The sequence below is a fragment of the Variovorax endophyticus genome (assembly GCF_025376855.1).
Classification (GTDB): Bacteria; Pseudomonadota; Gammaproteobacteria; order Burkholderiales; family Burkholderiaceae_C; genus Variovorax.
Window position 1 is genome coordinate 195,037 of sequence record NZ_JAHUTH010000006.1, and the last position, 24,097, is coordinate 219,133.

Sequence of the window (24,097 nt, forward strand, 5' to 3'; positions counted from 1 at the left end):
TCCCTACTGCCCCACGCCCTGCATCCACAGGCTCAGCAGCGCGAGCTGGCTCACCAGCGCGCCGCGCTGCGCCGCGCGCAACTGGCCGAGCACGCCGCGCAGCAGCCTGGCGCTGCGCGCGAGCCCGGCCCGCTCGAGCTGCGCGGCCTGCGTCTCGGCGCGCGAAGCGGCGCCGCCGCCCTGGTGGCGCAGGCCCTGGCGCAGCCACAGCGCGAGCAGGTCGAGCGTGTCGGTGGCGAGCGCGTTGAGCGCGGGCGGCGCCTCGTGCTCGCCCTGCAGCGGCAGCGGTTGCGGCGCGGGTGCCTCGGCCTGCAGCACCACGGCGCGCTGCACGGTCAGCAGGGCCGTCGGCTGCATCACGGGCTCGCCGTCCTGCAGCCGCACGCTGCCGGCCACGGCGCGCAGCGCGCCCCATTCGCCGGCGAGCGCGCGCGCGAGCGCATCGACGGCGCCGGGCGCGGCCGCGCGATGGGGCAGGGCGAGATGCAGCGGCGGGACATCATCGGCAGGCGCGGCCGCGTCCGTGTCGTCCGCCGCGCGCCCGAGGCGCGCATGCAGCACCTGCGCCGCCGCATCCCAGTGGCTGGCCAGCACCGCCATGTGCTCGAAGGCCGCCACATGCAGCTGGCCCGAGGCGCCCGCCGCGGCACCGCTCGCCGCCTGGCGCGGCCGCACGAAGTCGGGCGGCGTCTCGCGCAGGTGCGCGACCAGTGCCTGCACGCTCGGCTGCTTGAGCGGCGCGACGAGGTCGTCCCAGGACTTCGGCGACAGCGGCATCACGCCGGTCTGGCGCGCGCCCGGCGCGATGTCGATCTGGCCGTTGGCGCGCCGGGTCGCGGTCTTGGTGATGACCTGCCCGCCCGCGAGCTGGCGCAGCGGAAAGCCCGCGACGCGGCGGCCCAGCAGGTTCGCGGGCGTGCCGCCGGCCGTGGCATCGTCGGCGCGCGACCACTGGCGCTCGAGCACGGTCACGGCCTGCGTGTCGGGGTCGGCGAACATCACGCTCGCGCCTTCGCCGCTCTCGTCGGACCAGAGTTCGGCGCCCAGCGACACCAGCCGCAGGTGATCGAGCGCGACCTCGCCCTTCACGCCCACGCCGAGGATCTGGCTCGCGGGCAGCGGCGGCGGTCCGGCCGCGCTGTCGGCATGGGCCGCCGCGCGCAGCCGCGCCCAGAGCTCGGCCATCACGTGCAGCAGGCGCCGCGGATCGAAGCGGCTGCTGCGCGCCTGCTGCGCCTGCAGCAGCATCCAGAGTTCGTCGATGCCATCTTCCACCCAGCGCCAGCCCAGCGCGCGCGCCTGCTCGCGCGCGGCCTCGAAGCGCGCCGCGAGCGCCATCAGCGGCTGGCTCGAGCCATCGAGCCAGAGCGAGAGACTCAGCGCCTCGAGCTGCGCCTGCAGCGCGCGCGCGGCCTCGCCCTGCATCAGCGCGGCGGGGCGGTGGCCGTCGCCGGTCGCGTCGCCGTCGGCCGGCGCGCGCACCTCCACCATGCGCTCGGGCGAGCCCGCGGCCAGCGGCCCGGCCTGGCGGAAGGCCCACAGCGCCACCACCACGTGGGCACAACCGCTGCCCTGCTTGCAGTCGCAGCGCGCGTGCACCAGCGAGCTGCGCGAGAAGAAGCGCACGCTGCACATCGGCAGCCGCGCGATCGGCGGCGCGCTCGCGCTGCGCCAGGCCTGCACCGCGACCACGGGCCGCGCGGCGGCCAGGCGCTGGGCCTGTTCGATGACGGAGGGCGCGAAGCTCGCGGCGAGCGCGGCATCGTCGAAATGGGCCGGGCTCCATTCGCCGCCCGCGGCCGAGGCGTCGACCTCGTCCTCCGCCGGCGTGGCCGAGGGCGCGGGCGCGGCGCTCGCCGCCTGCGCCTGGTAGGCCAGCACCAGCATCACGCGGTGCCGGCACATGCCGCTGGCCGGACAGCTGCACTGCGCATCGCGCAGGGTGCGGCCCGGCGGCAGGCTGGTGCGCACGCCGTCGTCGAAGCGCGCGCTCACCGTACCGTCGTCGGCGGTCTCGAGCAGCGGCAGCAGGCCGGCCGCCACGTCCTTCTGCGCGCGCTTCACGAAGCCCGCGTTGGCGAGCGCGGTCAGCGCCTCGGGCGTGAGTTCGAGCAGGTCGCCGCGCACCGCCGTCATGCCTGCACCTTCTCGGCCAGCCAGCCCGCGAGCTGGCCCGGCGTCATGGCGCCGATCTGCGCGCCCTCTCGCACCAGCCGCGCGGCCATCTCGCGGTCGTAGCTGGGCTCGGCCTTCGCATCGAGCGCGGCCAGGCCCAGCACCTTGGCGCCGGCTTCCACCAGCGCCTTCACGCGGCGCACCAGCTCGTAGGGGCTGCCGCCTTCGTAGAAGTCGCTGACCAGCACCACGATGGTCTTCGCGGGATTGGCCACCAGCGACTGCGCATAGGCCACGGCCTTCGCGATGTCGGTGCCGCCGCCGAGCTGCACCTTCATCAGCAGCTCGACCGGGTCCGAGACGTCGGCCGTGAGGTCGACCACCGCGGTGTCGAAGGCCACCAGCCGCGTGCGCATGCCGGGCAGTTGCCAGAGGCAGGCGGCCATCACCGCGCTGTGGATCACCGAGTCGACCATCGAGCCGCTCTGGTCGATCAGCAGGATGATGTCCCAGGGTTCGGCATGACGCTTCGTGCGGCTGATGAACACCGGCCGCTCGACGTAGAGCTTGCGCCGCTGCGGGTCGTAGCGGTGCAGGTTGGCCGCCAGGGTCTGCTTGAAGTCGAAGTTGCGCGCCACCTTCATGCGCGAGCGCCGGCGCCGGTCGCGGCTGCCGCTGAAGGCCTGCCGCACCTCGGTCGCGAGCTTCTCCATGATGCGCCGCACCACCTCGGCCACCAGCTTGCGCGCGGCCGCGAGCACCTCGGGGTTCATCAGGTGCTTGGTGTGCAGCACCGCGCGCAGCAGCGACTCCGAAGGCTCGATGCGCTCGAGCACCTCAAGGTTGGTCACCACCTCGTCGATGCCGTAGCGTTCCACCGCGTCCTGCTCGAGCCGCTCGATCACTTCCTTGGGAAACAGCGTGTGGATGGCGTTGATCCAGTCGGGCGTGCTGAGCGCCGAGGGCCCGAGGCCGGCGCTGCGTTCGCCGCGCTCGGCGCGGTCGCCGTCGCGGCCGTAGAGCCAGTCGAGCGCGGCGTCGGCGGCCTGCGCCTCGGCGCTCAGGCCGCCGCAGGCCCGTTCGGCCGGATCGCCGAGCAGCAGGCGCCAGCGCTGCAGCGGATCGGGGATGTCGAGGCTCATGGCTGTTCTTCCGTATCGAGGCTCAGGCCCCAGCCCGCGAGGCGTGCGATCGCCGCGTCCTCGGCGGCGCGCGCCGCGGCCAGCGCCTCGGGCGCGGCCTCGCCTTCGTGCCGCGCCGTGAGCGCGCGGCGCGACAGGTGGGTGGCATCGTGCAGCGCCAGCACCTGGTCGGCGAGCCGGCCGCGTTCCTGCGGCGGCAGCCAGGCGAAGGCGGCGCGCAGGCTCGGCATGGCGCGCACGAAGTCGGCGTTGTCCAGCGCCTGCACGGTGCGGTCCATGCCGGCGGCGAAGGCGGGTTCGGACGACAGCGTCTCGCGCGCGAGCGCGAGCAGGCCCGTGAGCGCATCGCCGAGCACTGGCGCGGGCATCGCGTGCAGCAGCTGCATCGCATCGGCCACACCGGCCTGCGTGGCCTGCGGCACGCGGTGCGCGAGGCTCAGCGTCGCGCCCAGTGCCGCGCCGCGGCTCAGCGGTGCCGCGCCGGCATCGGCCGCCTTGCGCTGCCACACGGCGAGCGCGCGCGCGGGCTCCACGTCGAGCGGTTCGGCCTGCGCGGCGTCCTCGCGGTCGGCCAGCACGTCGGCCACGATGCGGCGCAGCGCGAGGTGGCCCTGCAGGTGCGCGTCGATGTCGGCAGGCGCGATCGCCGCGGGCGGCTCGAGCAGCCACAGCGCACGGTCGAAGCCGGCCTCGATCGCCACCCGCAGCACCGGCGCGTCGGCCATGCCGAGCAGCTGGCCGTGGCGCAGCAGCGTGTGCATCACCGCCAGGGCAGGGCCCATGGCCTCGAAGCGCGGCTCCCGCGCCATCGCCTGCTGCAGCTCGCGCAGCAGCGCGCCGCTGAGCGCCGGCAAGCCGGCCCAGGCGGCCTGGTTGAGGCCCTCGGCCAGCGGACCGATGCGGCCCTGCGCGTGGCGCAGCTCGTCCTCGAGCCGCGCGCGCGCCGCGTCGTGCAGGTTGGCGCCCCAGGCGCCGGCCTCGATCAGCGCGGCCTGCTGCTCGAAGGGCTGGCCCAGGGTCCAGACCTCGGTGCGTTCGCCCGACATCGCGAGCTTCGGTCCCTGGCTGCGCACCACGCCGGGCAGGCGCAGCAGCGCGAGCCGGTGCAGCACGCGGCTGCGCGCGCGGTCGGCGGCATCGAGCAGGTCGAGCTTGCGCTGGCCGCGCAGCTCGATGCCGTGTGCCGCGAGCTCGTCGCGCACCGACTTCACCAGCGGCGGCTGCGGCGTGCCGTCGGCGAGCTGGCCCGCGATGTCGCCGGCCAGCACGTCCATCGCCTGCACCAGCACTGGCGCGGTGCCGGGGCGCATCGGGCCGCGGTAGGTCCAGGGCAGCGGCGCGTCCAGCGCCTCCTTGACCAGCGCGCCGGCCAGCGCGTCGAGCCAGTCGGAGCGCAGCGGCTTCTCGTGGCCGCGCAGCCGCGCCAGGCCCTGCGCGCGCAGGTGCACCGCCATCAGGTCGGCGGTGGAGGCAGGTAGCCTCTTGTCGCGCAGCCGCTGCATCACCTGCTGCAGCGCGCGGTGGGCGGCGCCCTCGGGGCCGAGCTCCCACATCCACTGGTAGTAGGCCGGCGAGGGCATGCCCGAGGCATAGCCCGCGAAGGCGTCGAGCCGCTTGAAGGTGTAGGGCACGAGGTAGGAGCCGTAGCGCACCACGGTGTCTTCGTCGTCGGTATCGGGCGTGTCCTCGACCTCGGGTTCGGGCGTCTCGGGAAGCTGCGCCGGCAGCCCGGGCCACAAGCGCGCGAGCGCGGGCGCGTGGTAGCCGCCGCAGACCACCAGCACCGGCGCGCCGGCCTGCACCGCGGGCTGCGCCATGGCCCAGGCGATCCAGCGCGCCATCATGGCTTCGCGCGCCTGGTTGCCGAGCGAGCCCGGGTCCTCGCCGCGCAGGTGCTCGAAGTAGGTGGACAGCCGCTGCGCGAGTTCGGCGCTGTCGCAGCCGTCCTCGAACAGGTGGTCCCACAGCGCGTCGCGGCCCTGCACCGAGAGCTGCTCGGTCAGCGCGCGCTCGTAGGCCGCGGCGCGTTCCTCGTGCTGGGTGTCGGCCACGTCGGCATAGCGGTTCTCCATGCGCGAGAAGGCGTCGTGCCAGGCCGGCAGGTCGATGAAGCGCACTTCGGCGCCGACCTCGCGGCCGGCCTGCAGTGCCTGCCATTCGGGCGAGTGCTCGGCGAACGGCGACCACGAGCCGTGGTGCGTCTCGCCGGCCGAGAGGTAGCTGTAGATCGCCACCGGCAGCCGGTGCGGCAGGTAGAGCTCCTCGAGCCGCGCGTTGAAGTCGGCCGGCCCTTCGATCAGCACATGGGCCGGGCGCAGCGCGCGGATGCGCTCGGCCACCAGCCGCGCGCAGGCGGGGCTGTGGTGGCGCACGCCGACGATGTGGGGCGCGTTCATCTCAGGGCAGGCGGTGGCGGGCCTCGTAGTAGGCGCGCCAGTGCTCGCCGCTGCGCTTGGCGGCCTTCTGCTCGAAGTAGCGGCGCAGCTTGGCGCGGTCGTCGGCGTTGTCCTTGACCACCGTGCCCGCGATGCAGTCGACCAGGTCGGCCGGCGAGCCCTCGCGCTGCTCGAGGAACCAGGCGCGCACGCCCACCGCGTGCGCCACGTTGACCGCCTCGGCGGTCGACATCACGGCCGTGAGCCGGTCCATCGCGGCGTCGCTGCCGCCGCCGTTCTTCTCGGAGGAAGCGGGCGCGCCGCGCAGGTCGCGGAAGGTGGCCACCAGCAGCTCGAGCACCGGCTGCGGCACGGTCTTCGGAATGCCGCTCTGCGCAAGCAGGCGCGCCGACGATTCGCGCACCAGCGCGAGCTCGCGCTCGAAGTCGAGGATCGGGAACACGGTCTCGAAGTCGAAGCGGCGCTTGAGCGCGGCGCTCATCTCGTTGACGCCGCGGTCGCGCGTGTTGGCGGTGGCGATGATGTTGAAGCCCTCGCGCGCATAGAGCATGCCGTGCTCGCCCGAGAGCTCGGGCACGGCCATCACGCGGTCGGACAGCATGCCCAGCAGGCAGTCCTGCACCTCGAGCGGCGCGCGCGTGATCTCCTCGAAGCGCACCACCTGGCCCTGCTGCATGCCGATGTACAGCGGCGCCGGCACCATCGCGCGCGGGCTCGGGCCCTCGTTGATCAGCAGCGCGTAGTTCCAGCCGTACTTGATCTGGTCCTCGGTGATCGAGGCGCCGCCCTGGATGGTCAGCGTGGACACGCCCGAGATCGCGGTCGCCAGCAGCTCCGAGAGCATCGACTTCGCGGTGCCGGGCTCGCCCACCAGCATCAGGCCGCGGCCCGTGGCCAGGGTGACCAGCATGCGCTCGATGCTCGCGACCGGCGCGACGATCTTCGGCGCGATGCCCAGCTGCGCATCGCCGAGGATGAAGGCGCGCGCGGCCTTCAGGCTCATGGCCCAGCCCGGCGGACGCGGGTCCTTGTCCTGCGCCTGCAGCTGCGCGATCTGCGCGGCGTACTGGATCTCGGCGGGCGGGCGCTGCAGGGCCGGGGAACCGGTGGGTGGGGTGTCGGTCGGCTTGCGGGAGGTGGCCATGGTCTGGATCGGTGTCGGATCTGAAAAGGGCGCGGGATGGTGCCCGCGGAAACATAGCAGAGCGATGGCAGGACGGCGTCGCGCTCCTCAGCGCGCGCCCAGCGCGTCGATGTCGCGCACTGCCTCGCTGAAGACGATGGGATCGAGTTCGCCGAACGGGTGGCCGAGGTGCAGCACCTCGAGCGTCTGGTCCTCGCCGGCGCCCGCGTTGTCGAGGCCGGGCCCGAAGCGCAGCGCGAGCGCGCGGCCGCCGCCCAGCCCCTGCCAGGCATGGTCGTAGGCCCCGCCGCCGCCGCGCCCGCGCAGCCAGCCACGCGACTCCAGCGCCCACAGCGGTCCGGGCCGCGCGATGCGGCCCGACCAGCGCGTGAGCGCGGTCAGCGCGCGTTCGTCCTCGCGCGGCGCATGCACGGCGCGGTGCAGCTGCTCGAAGGGCTGGATCAGCTCGTAGTCGGCGAACTGCTGCGCGAAGGCCGTGATCTGCGCGGCGCTCAGTTGCAGCGGATGGGCGACGACGATGCGCGCGGCATCGCTGCCGTCGAAGTCCAGCGGCGTCTCGTCGGCATCGACCCATTCGCCTTCGGCGCTCACGCGGAAGGCGGCGCGCAGCAGCGTCAGGCCGCGCGCGTCGCGCCCGCCCTCGGTCACGCCCCAGGCCAGCCGCTCGGCCAGGTGGCGCATCAGCGGATGCCCGGCGATGAAGCGGCGGAAGTCTTCCACCGGCCAGCCGCGGCCCGTGCGCATCGCGCGTTCCAGCCGCAGCGGCTGCTGGGCCGCGACGGTGGCGGCATCCTGCTTGAGCGCCTTGAAGCGTTCCGCGGCCGCGGCCGCGCGTTCGGCATCGTCGCTCGCGCGCGGGCGCGGTGCCGTGGCCAGGCGCGCACCGGGCCGGCCCTCGACCGATTCGCGCACGAAGGGCACCAGCGCCTCGTCGAAGCCGACATGGAACTGGCGCGGCCCGAAGTCCAGCAGCAGGCCGCCGCGTTCGTCCAGGCCGAGGTCGGGCGCGATCCGGTCCTCGAGTTCGTCGCCGCTCAGGCCGCGTTCGGCCGCGGCCTGCGCCAGCTTCTCGGCGGCCGACTGGCGCACCGTGGCGATGCGGTTCTTGCGCGCGATCGCGTCGAGCTGCATCAGCGCGACGTCGCTGCCCAGCCGCGCCAGCGCCTCGAGCACCCAGCCGATGCGCGTGGCGGTGCCGCCGGCGCCGGGCGCGCTCCAGCGCCGCACGAGGGCGCCGAGCCGGCGCGCCGTGTCGTCGGTGCCGATGAGGCCGAGCGCGCGTAGCGCCCAGTTGCCGGGCGCGCCGGCGCCCGCGGCCTCCCACGATTCGCAGACGTCCCAGCCGAAGTCGGCCAGGCTCTGGGGCTCGCAGGCGGCGCGCACGGCGTCCAGGCCCGCATAGCCCTGCGGCAGGTCGGCCGCGAAGCTCAGCATCAGGCCCAGCGGCTGCAGCGCCTCGTCGGGCAGCGCGAGGCCGTCGTCGCGCAGCCGCGGCTTGCGCCAGCCGGCCGGTTGCCAGAAGGCCGGGAGCTTGCTGCGCGCGTTGATGCGCGACGGGAAGTCGCGCAACGGGTCTTCGGCCAGCAGCGCATCGACGGCGGCCGCCACGGCCGGATCGTCGTGGCGGCGCGCGACGGCGCGCAGCGCTTCGGCCTGTCCCAGCGCGGCCATGGCGCGCAGCGCGGCGCGGGCCTGCTGGCGCGCCTCGCCCTCGGCACCCAGCGCGGCGGGCAGCAGGCCGGCGGCCGCATGCGGCGCGAAGCGCACCAGCCACTGGCGCGCCTGCGCGCGGCGTGTCGGCCGGCGCGCGAGCGCCTGCGCCATGAAGGGCGCGAGCTGCGTGGCGCCGATGAAGCGCGCGACGAAATACTCGTCGCCGTCGTTGGCCAGCGCCTGCAGCAGCCCCGGCAGCGCGGCGCTGCCGAAGCGCGCCACGAAGCCACCGGCGCGCGGCGCTTCCTTGCCGCTGCCCACGGCATTCCAGAACGCCAGCCCGGTGGCCGGCGGCAGGAACCAGGCGGACTGCACCGCGATGAAGGCGCCGTACTGGCGGCGGTCGGGCGCGGCATCGTCGTGCACGCGTTGCCAGTCGGCGATGAAGCGCTCGAGCTCCTGCGGCGGCTGCGCGTGCAGCGCGGCGACGCGCTCCGGCGTCCATTCGCGCAGCCGCTCGCCGATGGCGCGCTCGGCCTCCATCGGCTGGCGGTAGACATAGGGCGTGTCGCGGTCGATCCAGTCCTGTCGGACCTCGTCGCCCCAATCCTCCTCGGGCGGCACCTCGAGCACGGGCAGGCCGGCCAGCACCAGCGGCGGCGCCGCATCGGCCGCGCGCCGCGCCCAGGGCGGGTCGGCCAGCACCGCGGGCCAGCGCGCGCGTTCGGCGAAGGCCTCGGGCGCCGCGCCGGCCTGGTCGGCGACCGCGCCGAGCTGGCGCCGCACGGCGGCCGGCAGCGCCGGCAACAGCGCGGGCAGGCGCTCGCCGAGCGTGCCGGCCAGGGTCTTGAGCTGCGGCACCAGGCGCGCGGCGCCGGCCTTGGGCAGGCCGCCGTCCTCGAGCACCTTCGCGAGCGCGAGGAAGCAGAGCTCGGGCCGTTCGCCCGCGACCCAGCCCAGCGCCTTGGCGCAGGCGGCATCGGCGGCGGTCATGCGCGCCAGCGCCTCGGTGGCCTCGGGCGTGTCGAAGGCGGCCAGCGTCCAGGCCACGGCCACGCTGCGCTGGCGTGCGCCGAGGTCCAGCAGCAGCGGCAGCAGCGCCTCGTCGTGTTCGCGCAGCAGCAGCGCGAGCAGCGACGGCTGGTCGAGCAGCCGCATGCCGTCGCCCGCCACCTCGGCCAGCGGCAGGCCGGCGGCCCAGCGCAGCCAGGGACCGCAGCGCTCGAGCTGCTCGGGCGTGGCCTGGTCGAACAGCTGCCGCGCGAGCGGGCGCCATTCGGGCAGCGCGATCGCGAAGCGGGCGCGCGCGGCCAGCGGCAGTTGCGGGTCCAGCGCGCGCAGCCGCTCGGTGCAGGCGGCGCGCGTCGCGGCGTCGGCCGCCATCCAGTGGCCGCGGAACTGCCACAGCGAGCTCGCGGGCTGGCCCCAGAAGGAATGGGCGCCGTCGTCGGGCGGCGCATCCTGGCGCAGCGGCTTGTGGCCGATGCGTTCGCGGCGCCAGCGCGCCGCATGCAGCAGCGCGTCGAAGGCCGTGGCGAGGCCGTGCTGCAGCACCAGCCAGTGCACCAGCGCCTCGGCCGGCTCGTCGCGGCCCGTGTAGGCCTGCTCGCGGAAGCGCGCGATCATCAGGCCCAGCAGCCGCGTGTCGGCCGCGTCCATCGCGGCCTCGAGCCAGCCGCGCGTGGCGGGCGAGCGCACTTCGAAGGGCTCGGGCAGCAGCGCGTCGATCAGGTACTCGCCGCACTTGTCGAGCACGCGCTTGCGCAGCGTCGGCAAGGTCGAGGCCTTGGGCGGCGGCTTCGCGCCGGGCTCGCCGGGCGGCAGTGCGTTCTGGAGTTCGGGTGGCAGCACGAGCGGCGCGGCGCTCATTCGAAGACCTTCGTGCTTCGCACTGCGGTGCGAGCTTGCTTGGGGCGGCCCGGCGTGGCGCTCATGCTCGCAACCCTTCCATGTCGCGGATCAGCTCGCTGGCCGAGATCGGATCGAGCCGGTCCAGCGTCTCGGCGTTCTGCATGTTGCCCCAGCCCGAGGGCTTGCCGACCTGCACCTCGCCGAGCTTCTGCTCGGGGTACTCGTCGACCATGCCGACGATGATGCCGGGGTCGAGGTAGAGCTCGATCACGCGGCTCGGGCCCAGCGGCTTGGTGAAGTACCAGATGCCGCCGCCGTCCTGCGCCTCGCCGCGGCGCCAGCCCTTGTTGACCAGGCCCAGCACGCGGCCGGTGGGCACGGTGGCGTCCTTCCAGCGCTCGAGCTTCTGGCTCTTCTTCTCGTCCTCGGTCAGCACGTAGGTGTCGCGGCCGATCTGCGCGAAGGGCTGCAGCAGCTCGTAGTCGGCGAACACCTGGCCGAAGGCGCCAGCGTCGGCCGGCGAGAGCTCGAGCGCGTGCGGCACGCCGATGCGGATGTCCTCGCCGGTGGGCAGCTCGAAGGGATCGTCCTCGGCGGTGGTCAGGCTGCCGTCCTCGGCCACGCGGAAGCACGCCAGCAGTTCGCCGCCGTAGCTGGCCTCGCCCTGCACGCGGTAGGCGCCCCAGATCAGCCGCTGCACCAGGTGGCGCACCAGCGGATGCTCGACCAGGAAGGTGCGGAACACCTCGGGCGTCCAGCGCCGGCGCGCGCACATCGCGACCTCGAGCCGCAGCAGCTGCTGGCTCGCGATGGTGCGCACGTCCTTCTTGAGCAGCTTGAAGCGCTCGACGGCTTCCTTGCTCTTCTCGGCGTCGTCGGTCTTCTTGGGCTTGGGCAGGTCGGACAGGCGCGCGCCGTCGACGCCGTCGGCGCGCTCGCGCACATAGGGCTTGAGCGCCTCGTCGAAGCCGACCTTGAAGCTGCGCGGCCCGAAGTCCAGCAGCAGGGTGCCCTGCTCGTCGAGGCCGAGGTCGGGCGCGAGCCGGTCTTCGAGCTCCTCGGTCGAAAGGCCGCGCGCCTCGGCGATCGCGTCGATCTTCTCGCGCGCGCGGTCCTGCAGGCCCTTGAACTTCACCTTCTGCGCGATGCCGTTGAGCAGCATCAGCGCCACGTCGGAGCCGATGCCGGCCAGCACGTCGAGGCCGGTGACGGCGCGCGCATGCGCGGCCTCGCCGGGCCAGGCGCGGATGAAGGGCGTGAGCCGGCGCGCCGTGTCGTCGTTGCCGAGCAGGCCCAGCACGGTGAGCGCCCAGCCTTCCTTGCTCGGGCCGCCGGCCTCGAGCCAGGCGCTGAACGCATCCCAGGCGAAGTCGGCCAGCGACTCGGGCGCGCAGGCCTCCTTGACCACCGCGATGCCGCCGTAGACCTCCTCGTTGGTCGGGAAGGTGAACATCTGGCCCAGGTGGTCGAGCGCCTCGTCGGGCAGTGCCTTGCCGTTGCGCAACACCGGCCGGCGCCAGCCGCGCGGCTGCCAGAACTCGGGCAGCTTCGCGCGCTTGGTGGGGAAGCGGTCGAGCGGGCTCTCCTCGAGCACGGCGCGCAGCGCCTGCACCACCTCGTCCTTGCCGTAGCGGCCGGCCACTTCGAGCAGCAGCTCGGCATGGCCCTCGGACTGCAGCAGGCGCAGCGCCGCGCCCGCCACGTCGCGCGCCTCGCCGGCCTTGCCGAGCGCGGGCGCGATCAGGCCGCAGGCCGCGTGCTCGGGGTACTTGAGCAGCCAGTCGCGGCCGGCCTGGCGCACGGTCTTGAGCTTCGCGAAGGCGCGCGCGGCCGGTGCCGCGAGTTCCACCGCGCCGTAGTTCAGCGCCAGCTGCAGGTTCTCGCCGGGCTTGGCGCGCACCACCGACAGCAGCCCCGGCAGCGCGGGCAGGCCGAAGTTCGCCATCACGAAGTCGGCGCCCTGGGTCTCGGCCTGGCCCGCCACCGCGTTCCAGAACGGCACGCCGAGCTCGGGCGGCAGCAGCGCCGCATAGCGCGCATCGAACCAGAAGAAGTAGTAGCGCTCCTGCTTGCGCGCGGCCAGCATGCCGCGCCAGGCGGCGATCAGCTTGCCTGCATCGCCCGTGCGGATGCCTTCGCGCGCGGTGTCGAGGATCGGGTCGCGCAGGCTCGCGAGCAGTTCCTTCTCGCGCGCCTCGCCGCGCTGGTGGATGTCCTGCAGCACCGCGGCATCGGGCATGTCCTCGGCCTCGTAGGCGGCCTGCATCAGCTTCACCTGCTCCTCGTGCGCGAGCTTGCTGGCCTTGCTCTCGAAGCCCAGCTCCTTGAGCATCACCTGCACGTCGTTGCGCGCGCTCGCGAAGCGGTTCACCTGCCACGAGGTGCCGGGCCGCTGCGCCTCCTCGCGCGCGCCCGGCGCCCACTGCTCGAGCGGTGCCAGCGCGAGCGGCTCGAGCGCCAGCACGGCGGCCGCCTTCTTCTGCACCTTGGCGAGCCAGGGCGGCGAGGCCAGCACGCCCGGCAGCTCGCTCGTTTCGGCGACCTCGCTCGGGCCCGACAGCAGCGCGAGCTGGCGATCGATCGCGCCCTGCGCGCCGGCATCGAGCCAGGGCCGCAGGCCGTCGACCAGGCCGCCATGCGCGCGCAGCAGCCGCGTGAGGCTGGGCGTGAGCAGGCCCGCGTCCTTGCCGCCGGCGGCCACCAGCCGCGCCAGCGCGACGATGGCGGCCTGCGGCCAGCGGTCCACCGCGAGCGACAGCCGCGCCAGTGCCGCCTTCGAGCCGCTCGCGACCTTGGCGAGCGCCGCCACCGCCTCGGGCGTGCCGATGGCCGCGAGCGTCTCGCCCGCGTGTTCCTCGGCCGCGCCGCGCTCGAGCAGCGCCACGGCCTCGGTGCCGCGTTCCAGCAGCGCCGTGGCCGTCATCTTGTAGTGGCCCCAGAAGCCGCTCGAATAGCTGAGCCGCACCTTGGCGGCCTGCGCGGCGGCGGTGGCATCGGTGATGGTCAGCAGCAGCCAGTGCAAGGTCTCGCCGCTGTCCTTCTCGCCGGCCAGCCGCAGCGCGAGCGCGTTCGAGAGTTCGGGCCGCTCGGGCAGCAGCAGCGCCGCCAGCGGCTGGCGGCTCGGATGCAGCGAGGGCAGCGCGGCCTCGATCAGGTCGGCGCATTGCTGCCACTCGGCCTCGGGTGCGGTCGAGAGCTGCTCGCGCAGCACCTCCTCGGCATCGCCCACGGCGCCGTACCAGCCGTGGTTGACCGCGTGGCCGGGGTTGCTCGAGAAATGGCTGCGCCACTTCTTGGCTTTCTGGTCGTAGTTGCCTTCCACCTGCAGGCGCAGCGCCGACAGGTAGACCTCGATCGCGCCGGCCAGGCCGTACTGCGCGACCAGGTACTGGATCAGGAACACCACCGAGCCGGCCTTGTCGCGGCGCGTGTTGTGGTCCATGAAGGCCAGCAGCAGCGCATCGGCCTCGGCATCGGGCGCGGGCGTGGCGGGCTTGTCGCGCGCGAGCATGCGCTCGGCCGCGGGCCGCAGCGCGGCATCGGTCGCGGCCAGGTCCAGCGGCAGCTCGAGGTCGTTGCAGGCGCGGATCCAGGCCTGCGCCAGGTCGAGCACCGGACGGGTCGAGGGAAAGCGCCGCGAGGCATAGGCGAACTCGCGCGTCTGCGCCGTGATGCGCAGCGGCGCGCCCTGCGCGAGCCAGGGCGGTGCGCCTTCGGCCACGGGCTGGGCGGGCGTCTCGCCGTGCGCGGCCACCGTGCGTTGCGCGAGCTCGCGCGCCGCATCCTGCGCCTTCTCGCGCACCTCGGCAGTGGTGCCCCAGCCCGACAGCAGGCCATGGGACTTGAGCTCCTCGAAGGCCATCGTGGCGCCTTGCTCGCTCACGCCGTACTGGCGCTTGAGCGCGGCGGCCGAGAACTTGTCGCCGGTCTTGACGCTGCCGTCCTCGATCGCTGCGCGCACGGCCTCGACGACGCGCTCGCACTGGCTGTCGAGGCTTTCGCTCGCGACGGGCGGCGGTGCCGGCGTGGCGGGTGCGGGCGCGGATGCGGATGCGGTGACCTTCGCCGCTGCCTCCACGGGTGCGCTTGCAGGTGCCTCGGCAGGCGGTTCCGCCTTCGGCCTGGCCTCGGTCTTGCCGATGCTCGCATCTGCGCTCACGCCGACTTCCTTGTAGCCCTTGCCGGTCTTCTCGCTCACCAGCTTGGTCAGCGCGGTGGCGGTCTTCGCGGCATCGGCGAAGGACTTGGTCTGGCTCTGGCCCGCGGTGCCGATGCGGCCCCAGCGGATGTTGAGATCGTTCTCCGCCTGTTCCACTTCCCAGAACTTGCTGGCGGTTCCCTCGATCAGTTCAAAACGGCGCATGGAAAGAAAATCCTCCTGGGGTTCGTCGGTGAGCGGACATCGAGAAGCGTTGCCGTACGCAAGCCTGAGGGCAGGATAGGCGCGCCATGTGAACGCCGCGTGCCAGCGGCGCATCGAAGGGCGCGGGGGTTCAAGACGCAGGCGCCCGATGGGCGTCCGGTGGTCGCATGCTGCGCGCCGGAGCGATCGGGAAAGGACAACGCATGGGCGCGATCATGCCCGCGGTGCACGTTCGCGTGCACCTCCAAAAGTCGCAAGGCGACGTAGGGCGTCGGGAATGTACGAAGAAGGTCTGAAGTTCCTGCGCCGACGCTTCAGCAAGGCTCAGGACGGCGCGTGCGCGCTGCCCGGTTCCGCGATCCTGCGGTGCTGCTCGGCCAGCGCGGGCGAGGGCATCACGCGCGACAGCGCCACCTGCATCTTGTTGCGCCAGCCCGCGATCACGCCGCTCTCGCCCTTCATCAGTGCCTCGAAGCCTTCCCTCGCCACCTCGGCCGGATCGGCCTTGTCGGACTGCTGGCCCACGCGCGTGTCGAGCATGTCGGCGCGCGCGAAGAAGTGGGTGTCGGTCACGCCGGGCATCAGGCAGGTCACGGTCACGCCCGTGTCCTTGAGCTCGTTGCGCAGCGCCATCGCGAAGGAATCGATGAAGGCCTTGGTGCCGTTGTAGACCGCCTGGAACGCGCCGGGCTGGAAGCCCGCGATCGAGCCCGTGATGAGGATGCGGCCCTGGCCGCGCTCGCGCATCGCGCGGCCCACGCGCTGCACCAGGTAGAGCGTGCCGGTCACGTTGGTGTTGATCACGTGCTGCACGTCGTGGAACTCCTGGTCGAGGAAGCCATGGCCCAGGCCGTGGCCCGCGTTGGCGAACAGCACGTCGATCGGCCGGTCCTCGCAGGCCGCGAGCAGCGCATCGACGCCGTCGCGCGTGGCGAAGTCCTCGCGCACCGCGAACACGCGCGCGCCCAGCGCGCGCAGGTCGGCCTCGGCCTGGGCCAGCGATTCGTCGGCGCCGATCAGCAGGTCGTAGCCATGTTCGGCCGCGCGCCGCGCGAGCTGGTAGCCGATGCCTGAGGAGGCGCCGGTCACCAGCGCGAGCGGGCGGCGTTCGGCGCCGGGGAACACGTCGGGGGAGGGTGTCTGCATGCCGGTCTCCTGCGTTGCACCGCGTGGACGCTGCCGGAAATCGGCCGTGGCGCGCCGTGCATGGAGACCAGCGTAGAAGCGCCGCGCGCCTTCCATGTAGGAATGTGTACCGAGCGCGCGCCCGCCGCGGCGCGACGGCGCATGCAATTGCTTGCAGCGGAAACCCCGGCGTAACCTGTGGCCGGGGTCCGAAGGCTTCAGATCTCCGCGCCCTCGACCAGGAAGCGCACGCGCCGCACGCCCTGCCATTCGTCGGCATCGAGCCGGAATGCCAGCTTCACGCGCGGCGGCAGCGGGTCGGTGTGGCCGAACCAGATGCCGTCGATGGGCTGGCCCTGGTGGCGCAGCTTGAGCGCGAGGTGCCGCTCGCCGACAAGCCGCTGCGACACCACCTCGACCTCCTCGCTGAAGGTGGGCGGCGCGAAGCCCTGGCCCCAGACCTCGCGGTGCAGGGTGTCGATCAGGTCCACGCGCAGGTACTCGCGCGAGATCGGGCCGTCGGTGTCGATGCGGCGCGTGAGCGTGGCGGCATCGAGCCATTCGTCGGCCACCTGCGCGAGCGCGCGCTCGAAGGTCTGGAACTGCTCGCGCGCGACCGTGCAGCCGGCCGCCATCGCATGGCCGCCGAAGCGCAGCAGCACGCCCGGATGCCGCTTGGCGACCAGGTCCAGCGCATCGCGCAGGTGGAAGCCCGGGATCGAGCGGCCCGAGCCCTTGAGCTCGTGCTCCTTGCCGGGCGCGCCGCTGGCCGCGAACACGAAGGTGGGCCGGTGGAAGCGTTCCTTGATGCGCGAGGCCACGATGCCGACCACGCCCTCGTGGAAGTCGGCGTCGAACACGCTGATGGCCGCGGGCACGGTCTCGGTGCCTTCGCCGTCGACCGTGAACAGCGACTCGGCCAGGAGCAGCGCCTGGTCGCGCATGCCGCCCTCGATGTCGCGCCGCTCGCGGTTGATGCCGTCGAGCAGGCGCGCGAGCTCGTCGGCGCGCGCGGCATCCTCGGTCAGCAGGCACTCGATGCCCAGCGTCATGTCGGCCAGCCGGCCGGCGGCATTGATGCGCGGGCCGAGCGCGAAGCCGAAGTCGAAGGTGGTGGCCGCGGCGGCCACGCGGCCCGCGGCCTTGAACAGCGCCGACACGCCCGCGGGCATGGCACCGGCGCGGATGCGGCGCAGGCCCTGCGCCACCAGCCGTCGGTTGTTGGCGTCGAGCTTCACCACGTCGGCCACGGTGCCCAGCGCCACCAGCGGCAGCAGCGCGTCGAGCTTGGGCTGCGTGGCCACGTCGAACACGCCGCGCCGGCGCAGCTCGGAGCGCAGCGCGAGCAGCACGTAGAACATCACGCCGACGCCGGCGATGCACTTGCTCTCGAAGCCGCAGTCGGGATGGTTGGGATTCACCAGCACGTCGGCCACCGGCAGCTCGGGGCCGGGCAGGTGGTGGTCGGTCACCAGCACCTGCAGGCCGCGCGCCTTGGCCGCGGCCACGCCGTCGACGCTGGCGATGCCGTTGTCGACCGTGATCAGCATGTCGGCGCCACTCGCGGCCACGCGTTCGGCGATCGGCGGCGTGAGGCCGTAGCCGTCGACCACGCGGTCGGGCACGAGGTAGCTCACGTTCTTCGCGCCCAGCAGGCGCAGGCCGCGCACGCCGACCGCGCAGGCGGTGGCACCGTCGCAGTCGTAGTCGGCCACGATGCACAGGCGCTTGTCGGCGGCCATCGCGTCGGCCAGCAGCACCGCGGCGTCCTGCGTGCCGCGCAGGGTGTCGGGCGGCAGCAGGCGCGCCAGGCCGTCGTCGAGCTCGTCCTTGGCGCTGACGCCGCGCGCGGCGAACAGCCGGGCCAGCAGCGGATGCACGCCGGCCTGCTCGAGCACCCAGGCGCTGCGCGGGGGAATGTCGCGGGGATGGATCTTCATCAGAGCGCCTCCAGCACGGCGGCGGCGCGCGGCCGGTCGAACAGGCTGCGGGCCCAGCCCACGAAGCCGCGCGGCTGGATCTCGTGGCGTTGCGCCGTGCGGTCGCCGCACAGCGTGATCGCGACCGGCGCGCCCGCGTTGTAGTGGTCGAGCAGCGCGGCGATCGGGCCCGCGTCGAGCGCCTGCCAGGCCTCGGCCCAGCCGATGCCGTCGTCGTGCAGCGCGGCGGTGCGCAGCGAATCGTCGACCTGCGGCGCGGGGCCTTCGGGACCGATGGCGCCGGCCGCGAGCGCGCCGGTGCCGCTGAGCCAGAAGGAGTTGATCGGCGGCGCGCCGCGCGCGGCGCGGTCGTCGTTCACGCGCTGGGTGTAGAGCAGCATCTGCATTTCGTTCTGGAGCCGGCGCAGCGGCCGCGCGGCATCGGCCAGCGGCGACCACTGCGAGATCGGGTGGCCCACGGCGCGGTCGATGGCGGCGGTGGCGAGGTCCTGGAAGATCGGCGCGCGCGCGAGCCAGCGGCCGGGGCGCGCGGACGGATGCAGCGCGATGCCGTCCTCCTCGAAGAAGGGGCGCGCCGCGGCCAGCAGCGCGGCCGACTCCTCGGCGTCGATCTCGATCGCCGAGGGATCGCCGAGCACCACGTCGTCGATGCCGACCTGCCAGTGGCACAGCGTGACCAGGCCCCAGGCGGCGGTGTCGTCCGCCGCGGCGGTGCCGTTGCGGCGCGCCTCGAGCGCGGCCCAGGGGATGCAGCCGTCGGCCGCGGCGATGCCGAGCGCGTGCGCCAGGGCGCGTTCGTGCGGCGGCGAGCGGGTGCTTTCGTCCTGCGTGTCGGTGGCCGTGACGGCGAGCCGGCCGAGCAGGGCCTCGAGCTTCGGCAACCTTAAGGTTGGGAGGGCTGCGCGGCAGGACGGGGAACCGCGGCCGGCAAAGGGAATCAGGAGATGACGGGCGGGAGCGGGTTCGGCCATGGGCCTATTGTCCGGGATGCCACAATTCCGCCCGCCTTCCTCTTCGTCTTCACCCTTTTTCCCATGAACCGACCCACGCCGTCGCCCCGAGCGCCGCAGGAGACCTGATGCGACTCCCCTACGAACTGCAGCTCGGCTGGCGCTACACGCGCGCGGGCCGCGCGACCCGGCGCAACGGCTTCATCTCGTTCATCTCGGGCGTCTCGATGCTCGGCATCGCGCTCGGCGTGGCCGCGCTGATCATCGTGCTGAGCGTGATGAACGGCTTCCAGAAGGAAGTGCGCGACCGCATGCTGGGCGTGGTCTCGCACATCGAGATCATCTCGCGCGACGGCCAGGCCCTGCCCGAGCTCGACACCATCATGGCGGCCGCGCGCAAGTACCCCGAGGTGGTCGGCGCGGCGCCCTTCATCGCGACCCAGGCGCTGATCGCGCGCGGCGAGGACATGAAGGGCACGCTGGTGCGCGGCATCGAGCCCAGGCTCGAGCCCGAGGTCACCGACATCGCGGCCGCCGCGCCCAAGGGCACGCTCGACAAGCTGGTGCCCGGCGAGTTCGGCATCGTGCTGGGCGGCGAGCTGGCGCGCTCGCTGTTCGTGCAGCCCGGCGACCAGGTCACGCTGGTGGCGCCGGGCGGCCAGGTCACGCCGGCCGGCGTGGTGCCGCGCCTCAAGCAGTTCACCGTGGTCGGCACCTTCGACTCGGGCCACTACGAATACGACTCGGCGCTGGCCCTGATCAACGAGCAGGACGCGGCGCGCGTGTTCCGGCTCGAGGGCCCGACCGGCATCCGCATCCGCCTGAAGGACCTCAACCAGGCGCGCGACGTGGCCGACGAGATGGCCGTCTCGCTGCCGGGCCAGTTCCTGATCCGCGACTGGACGCGCCAGAACAAGACCTGGTTCGCGGCCGTGCAGGTCGAGAAACGCATGATGTTCATCATCCTCACGCTGATCGTGGCGGTGGCCGCGTTCAACCTGGTCTCGACGCTGGTGATGACGGTGACCGACAAGCGCGCCGACATCGCGATCCTGCGCACCCTGGGCAGCTCGCCGCGCAGCATCATGGGCATCTTCGTGGTGCAGGGCGCGATGGTGGGCGTGATCGGCACCGTGGCCGGGCTGCTGCTGGGCCTGGGCATCGCCTACAACATCGACGTGATCGTGCCCTTCCTCGAGCAGCTGTTCCACGCGAGCTTCCTGCCCAAGGACATCTACCTGATCAGCAAGATGCCCAGCGACCCGCAGCGCAGCGACATCATGCCGATCGCGATCATCTCCCTGGTGCTGGCCTTCCTGGCCACGCTGTATCCGAGCTGGCGCGCCAGCCGCGTCAACCCCGCCGAGGCGCTGCGCTATGAGTGAAGTCGTATTGAAGGCGCGCGGTCTGACGAAGCGCTTCCACGAAGGCCGGCTCGACCTGACCGTGCTGCACGGCATCGACCTCGACGTGAATGCCGGCGAGACGCTGGCCATCGTCGGCGCCTCGGGCTCGGGCAAGAGCACGCTGCTGCACCTGATGGGCGGGCTCGATTCGCCGACCTCGGGCAATGTCGAGCTGCTCGGCAAGGACATCGCGCATGCCGACCCCGCCGAGCAGGGCCGGCTGCGCAACCTGCACCTGGGCTTCGTCTACCAGTTCCATCACCTGCTGCCCGAGTTCAGCGCGCTCGACAACGTGGCGATGCCGCTGAAGATCCGCCGCGTCGACCCGGCCACGGCCGCGCAGTCGGCGACGAAGATCCTCCAGAGCGTGGGCCTGGGCGAGCGGCTGCACCACCGGCCTGCCGAGCTGTCGGGCGGCGAGCGCCAGCGCGTGGCGATCGCGCGCGCGCTGGTCACGCAGCCGGCCTGCGTGCTGGCCGACGAGCCCACCGGCAACCTCGACCGCGGCACCGCCGACACCGTGTTCGAGCTGATGCTCGACCTCGCGCGCCGCCATGGCACGGCCTTCGTGATGGTCACGCACGACCAGGACCTGGCGCGGCGCTGCGACCGGGTGCTGCAGCTGGTGGCGGGGCGGCTGGCGGGCTGAGCCCGTCCTAGAGCGGCAGCGCTTCCGCTTCTTCCCGCGCTGCCTGCCGCGCCTCCAGCGGCAGCACGCACAACAGCTTCCCGCCCAGCGTCAGCACCAGCCCGAGCCGGCCGCCGATCTGCACCACCTGGCAGGCCGCGCGCGGCGCGCCCGAGTCCGAGGCCGAGCCCGGGATCGGCGCGGCATGGGCCGACAGCCCGATCGCCCGTGCCGGCGGCTGGCGCAGCATCGCGAACAGCAGCCGCGCATCGGCATCGCGCAGCGCCTGCTGGTAGAGCGGGAAGACGGCGTTGCGCCCGGTGCTGTCGGGCGCCTTCTCGCGGGGCTCGCGCAGCCGCAGCAGCGCGCGGTGCATCTGCTGGCGCCAGGCCGCCTCGGTCCGGCCCGTGGCCTCGGCCAGTTCCTTGAAGCTGACTTCGAACACCTCGCGCAGCAGCACCGCGGCGCCATCGGTGGGGCTCAGCCGATCGGCCAGGAGGCGCAGGGCCTGCCCGGTCTCTTCGGCGCGCGCGGCCTCGGTTTCGGCCGATTCCGCCGTCTCCGGCGTCGCGCCGGCCTCGTCGAGCCAGCGTCGCATCCAGCCTTCGCGCCGCAGGCGGTCGATCGCGAGGTGCTGCATCACCGTCGTGAGCCAGGCCTGGGCGGTGTCGATGCCGGCGTGTTCGCCGGTCTCGAGCGCGCGCACGTAGCTGTCCTGCACCAGGTCCTCGGCCTGCGCCGTGCCGCCGGCCAGCCGCGCCGCCGCGCGCACCAGGCGACCGCGCAGGGCCGGGAATTGCGAGAGATAGCGTTCGTCGAGCATCGGCGCAGCTTGCCACGACCGGCGATGTCACGAAAGCGTGAGCTTGTTCGTCAAGACAGTTCCCACCCCCTGGAGCTTTTCATGACCGCCATGTTCACGCTGGAATCCGAAGACGACACCCGCCCGGCCGCCACCGCCGAGCCGCGCAATTCCTACCTCGAGGAGAAGGCCTTCCGCTCGCGCACGCTGCTGATCTTCGGCAGCATCACCGACGCCGTGGCCGCCGACGTCACGCGCCGGCTGATCGCGCTCGACGCCGACAGCGCCGACAAGCCCATCGACATCCTCGTGAGCTCGCCCGGCGGCCACCTCGAATCGGGCGATGCGATCCACGACGTGGTGCGCTTCATCGCCGCGCCGGTGCACATGATCGGCACCGGCTGGGTCGGCAGCGCCGCCACCCACCTGTTCCTGGCCGCGCCGCGCGAGCGCCGCGTGTGCCTGCCCAACACCCGCTTCCTGATCCACCAGCCCTCGGGCGGGGCCGGCGGCCAGGCCACCGACATCGCGATCCAGGCGCAGGAGATCGTCAAGGCCCGCCAGCGCATCGCGCACGAGATCGCGCGCGAGACCGGCAAGCCCATCGAGGTGGTGCTGGCCGACATCGAGCGCGACCGCTGGCTGTCGGCCGAGGAGGCGGTCGACTACGGGCTGGTCTCGCGCATCGTGCAGCGCAAGAGCGAGCTGCGCGGTTAGAGCGCCGAGGCGTCGGGCTTCTTGAGTTCCGGCGCCAGCGGGCTCGGCACGCGCGCCGTGGTGCTGGCCTGCCAGCCGTAGGCCAGGCGGAACAGCGTGGGCTCGGCGAAGGCGCGGCCGATCATCTCGAAGGTCACGGGCTCGACCGAGCTCGAGGCGTCGGTGGCCTTCACGAAACCGGCCGGGAAGGCCAGTGCCGGGAAGCCCGAGAAGGGGCTCAGGCGGTTGTTCGAGCCCGAGTTCACGCTGGTGCTGTTGAAGCCCTGCAGCACCGGGTAGACCAGCACGTCGTAGGGCGCGCCCAGGCTCGCGCCGGTGGCGAAGTCGAGGTTGTCGAGCGCGGCCGTCACGCGCGGGATCACGAAGGCGTCGCGCGGCTTCAGGTTGTTCTGGTAGGTCGGGTTGGATTCCTTGTTGGTGCCCGAGGTGATGTACGAGCGGAAGTTGGCCACGCGCGTGGGCTCCAGCGTGGCCATGGCGATCGCCACGTCTTCCGTGGTGCGCGGATGGCCGTCGGCGGTGGAGCTCCAGCTGCCGAGGTACTCGGTGAGGTTGTCGCGGAACTCGTAGGACGAGAGGCTGGCGTAGCCGGTCAGGATGGTCGCGCGGTCGGGGATCTGCACGTCCTCGATCGTCGCGCCGGCGGCCTTCATGCGGTCGAGCGCGGCATTGAGGGTGTCGAGGAAGCGCTGGTTGGCCGTGCTCGCCGCCGGGAACATCGCGCGCACGACGCCGATGCGCGCACCGCGCAGGCCATCCGCCTGGAGCGTCGCGGTGTAGCTCGCGGGCTGCGCGGTCATCGCCGCATAGGCGGCGGCATTCGCCACCAGCGGGGCGTCCCAGGCCTTGGCGGTGCGCTGGCCGCTGCCGGGCGCGGCGTCGTAGCCGGCCATGGCATCGAGCACCAGCGCGCAGTCCTGCACCTGGCGGCACAGCGGGCCGGCCGTGTCCTGGCCATGGGCCAGCGGCACGATGCCGTCCTGGCTCACGAGCCGCAGCGTGGGCCGCAGGCCGTAGAGGCCTTCGACCGCCGAGGGCACGCGCACCGAGCCGCCGGTGTCGGTGCCCAGGCCCAGCATCGCGAGGCTGGCGGCGATCGAGGTGCCGGTGCCCGACGACGAGCCGCCCGCGCTGTTGGCCGGGATGTAGGCGTTGCGCGTCTTGCCGCCGACCGACGAGCTGCCGGTGAAGCCGAACGCGAACTCGTCGAGGTTGGCCTTGCCGATGACGATGCCGCCGGCCTCGCGGATCTTGCGCAGGATGTAGGCGTCGTCGGGCGGCTGGTTGTTGGCCAGCGCCAGCGAGCCGGCCGTGGTCTTCATGTCGTGGGTGTCGATGTTGTCCTTCGCGAGCACCGTCACGCAGTGCATCGGGCCGGCCATCCGGCCGGTCTTGAAGAACTGGCGGTCGAGTTCGTCGGCGCGCGCGAGCGCGGCCGGATTGACCGCGATCACGCTGTGCAGGCCGGGGCTGTCGGGGTAGGCATCGGAGGCATCGGCATCGAAGGCCGCGATGCGGTCGAGGTAGCCCTGCACCACGTCGCGGCACGAGACCTGGCCCTTGCGCATCGCCGCATGGAAGCCTTCGACGGTGGCCTCGACCAGCGGGAAGGGCGCGCGATCGGGCTGCAGCACCACGGCATCGCCGGGCGTCTCGGGCGTGGTCGGCGGCGTGCCGGCCACGGGCGTGAACGAGAAGACGCTGTTGTCGCCGCCACCACCGCCGCAGGCGGCGAGCACGGCGCAGAACATCAGCGTGCAGGCGAAGCGCGTGGCGCGCGAGGACGAGGACGGGGAGGAGAAGCCAGGAAGCTTGCGGCGCGCGAGCGTGGAGGTCATCGTTGATGTCGGAGTGGAGTTGAACGC

The 24,097-nt window shown here is 73.2% G+C and carries 14 protein-coding genes; 3 read left to right on the forward strand and 11 right to left on the reverse strand.

Features of this window, described 5'->3' with window-relative positions:
• Nucleotides 1-3: 3 nt before the first annotated feature.
• The 9 genes from KV106_RS10280 to KV106_RS10320 form a co-directional block, all read right to left on the reverse strand.
• A complete protein-coding gene (locus tag KV106_RS10280; RefSeq protein ID WP_261209955.1) occupies nucleotides 4-2,136 on the reverse strand; it encodes an SWIM zinc finger family protein in 2,133 nt (710 codons plus the stop codon).
• On the reverse strand, nucleotides 2,133-3,257 hold the full coding sequence (locus tag KV106_RS10285) for a VWA domain-containing protein (protein WP_057596088.1): 1,125 nt from the start codon (nucleotides 3,255-3,257) through the stop codon (nucleotides 2,133-2,135). Before KV106_RS10285 ends, KV106_RS10280 begins: the two co-directional genes overlap by 4 nt.
• Nucleotides 3,254-5,653 carry a DUF5682 family protein gene (locus KV106_RS10290; protein ID WP_261209958.1) on the reverse strand — a complete coding sequence of 800 codons (2,400 nt, stop codon included), beginning with the start codon at nucleotides 5,651-5,653 and terminating at the stop codon, nucleotides 3,254-3,256. Before KV106_RS10290 ends, KV106_RS10285 begins: the two co-directional genes overlap by 4 nt.
• 1 nt (nucleotide 5,654) lies before the next feature.
• A complete protein-coding gene (locus KV106_RS10295; protein ID WP_093351842.1) occupies nucleotides 5,655-6,797 on the reverse strand; it encodes an ATP-binding protein in 1,143 nt (380 codons plus the stop codon).
• Between the two features lie 87 nt (nucleotides 6,798-6,884).
• Nucleotides 6,885-10,319: a DUF4132 domain-containing protein gene (locus KV106_RS10300; RefSeq protein ID WP_261209962.1), complete on the reverse strand. Its 3,435-nt coding sequence runs from the start codon at nucleotides 10,317-10,319 to the stop codon at nucleotides 6,885-6,887.
• Nucleotides 10,320-10,380: 61 nt separating this feature from the next.
• Complete coding sequence (locus KV106_RS10305) at nucleotides 10,381-14,664, reverse strand: DUF4132 domain-containing protein (protein ID WP_261209964.1); 4,284 nt, start codon at nucleotides 14,662-14,664, stop codon at nucleotides 10,381-10,383.
• Nucleotides 14,665-14,988: 324 nt separating this feature from the next.
• Nucleotides 14,989-15,810 (reverse strand): SDR family NAD(P)-dependent oxidoreductase, encoded by an 822-nt coding sequence (locus tag KV106_RS10310; RefSeq protein WP_208513993.1) that lies wholly within the window; start codon nucleotides 15,808-15,810, stop codon nucleotides 14,989-14,991.
• 197 nt (nucleotides 15,811-16,007) lie between these two features.
• Nucleotides 16,008-17,729 carry a single-stranded-DNA-specific exonuclease RecJ gene (gene recJ / locus KV106_RS10315; RefSeq protein ID WP_261209970.1) on the reverse strand — a complete coding sequence of 574 codons (1,722 nt, stop codon included), beginning with the start codon at nucleotides 17,727-17,729 and terminating at the stop codon, nucleotides 16,008-16,010.
• Nucleotides 17,729-18,700, reverse strand: coding sequence for a hypothetical protein (locus KV106_RS10320; RefSeq protein WP_409976503.1), 972 nt, complete (start codon nucleotides 18,698-18,700; stop codon nucleotides 17,729-17,731). Before KV106_RS10320 ends, recJ begins: the two co-directional genes overlap by 1 nt.
• Before the next feature lie 107 nt (nucleotides 18,701-18,807).
• Here KV106_RS10320 and KV106_RS10325 point away from each other — a divergent pair, with 107 nt between their 5' ends.
• Both KV106_RS10325 and lolD read left to right on the forward strand, forming a co-directional pair.
• Complete coding sequence (locus KV106_RS10325; RefSeq protein ID WP_261209974.1) at nucleotides 18,808-20,064, forward strand: lipoprotein-releasing ABC transporter permease subunit; 1,257 nt, start codon at nucleotides 18,808-18,810, stop codon at nucleotides 20,062-20,064.
• Nucleotides 20,057-20,734, forward strand: coding sequence for a lipoprotein-releasing ABC transporter ATP-binding protein LolD (gene lolD, locus KV106_RS10330; RefSeq protein WP_261209975.1), 678 nt, complete (start codon nucleotides 20,057-20,059; stop codon nucleotides 20,732-20,734). The genes KV106_RS10325 and lolD overlap by 8 nt, the downstream gene beginning before the upstream one ends.
• 7 nt (nucleotides 20,735-20,741) lie before the next feature.
• On the opposite strand, the gene KV106_RS10335 is transcribed toward lolD, so the two are convergent.
• Entirely contained in the window at nucleotides 20,742-21,536 is a 795-nt protein-coding gene (locus tag KV106_RS10335) for a sigma-70 family RNA polymerase sigma factor (protein ID WP_261209977.1), read from the reverse strand.
• 81 nt (nucleotides 21,537-21,617) lie between these two features.
• Between KV106_RS10335 and KV106_RS10340 the strand changes: the two genes are divergently transcribed.
• Complete coding sequence (locus tag KV106_RS10340) at nucleotides 21,618-22,232, forward strand: ATP-dependent Clp protease proteolytic subunit (protein WP_261209979.1); 615 nt, start codon at nucleotides 21,618-21,620, stop codon at nucleotides 22,230-22,232.
• Here KV106_RS10340 and KV106_RS10345 read toward each other — a convergent pair.
• Nucleotides 22,229-24,070 carry an amidase family protein gene (locus KV106_RS10345; RefSeq protein ID WP_261209981.1) on the reverse strand — a complete coding sequence of 614 codons (1,842 nt, stop codon included), beginning with the start codon at nucleotides 24,068-24,070 and terminating at the stop codon, nucleotides 22,229-22,231. The genes KV106_RS10340 and KV106_RS10345 overlap by 4 nt on opposite strands.
• Between the last annotated feature and the right edge of the window lie 27 nt (nucleotides 24,071-24,097).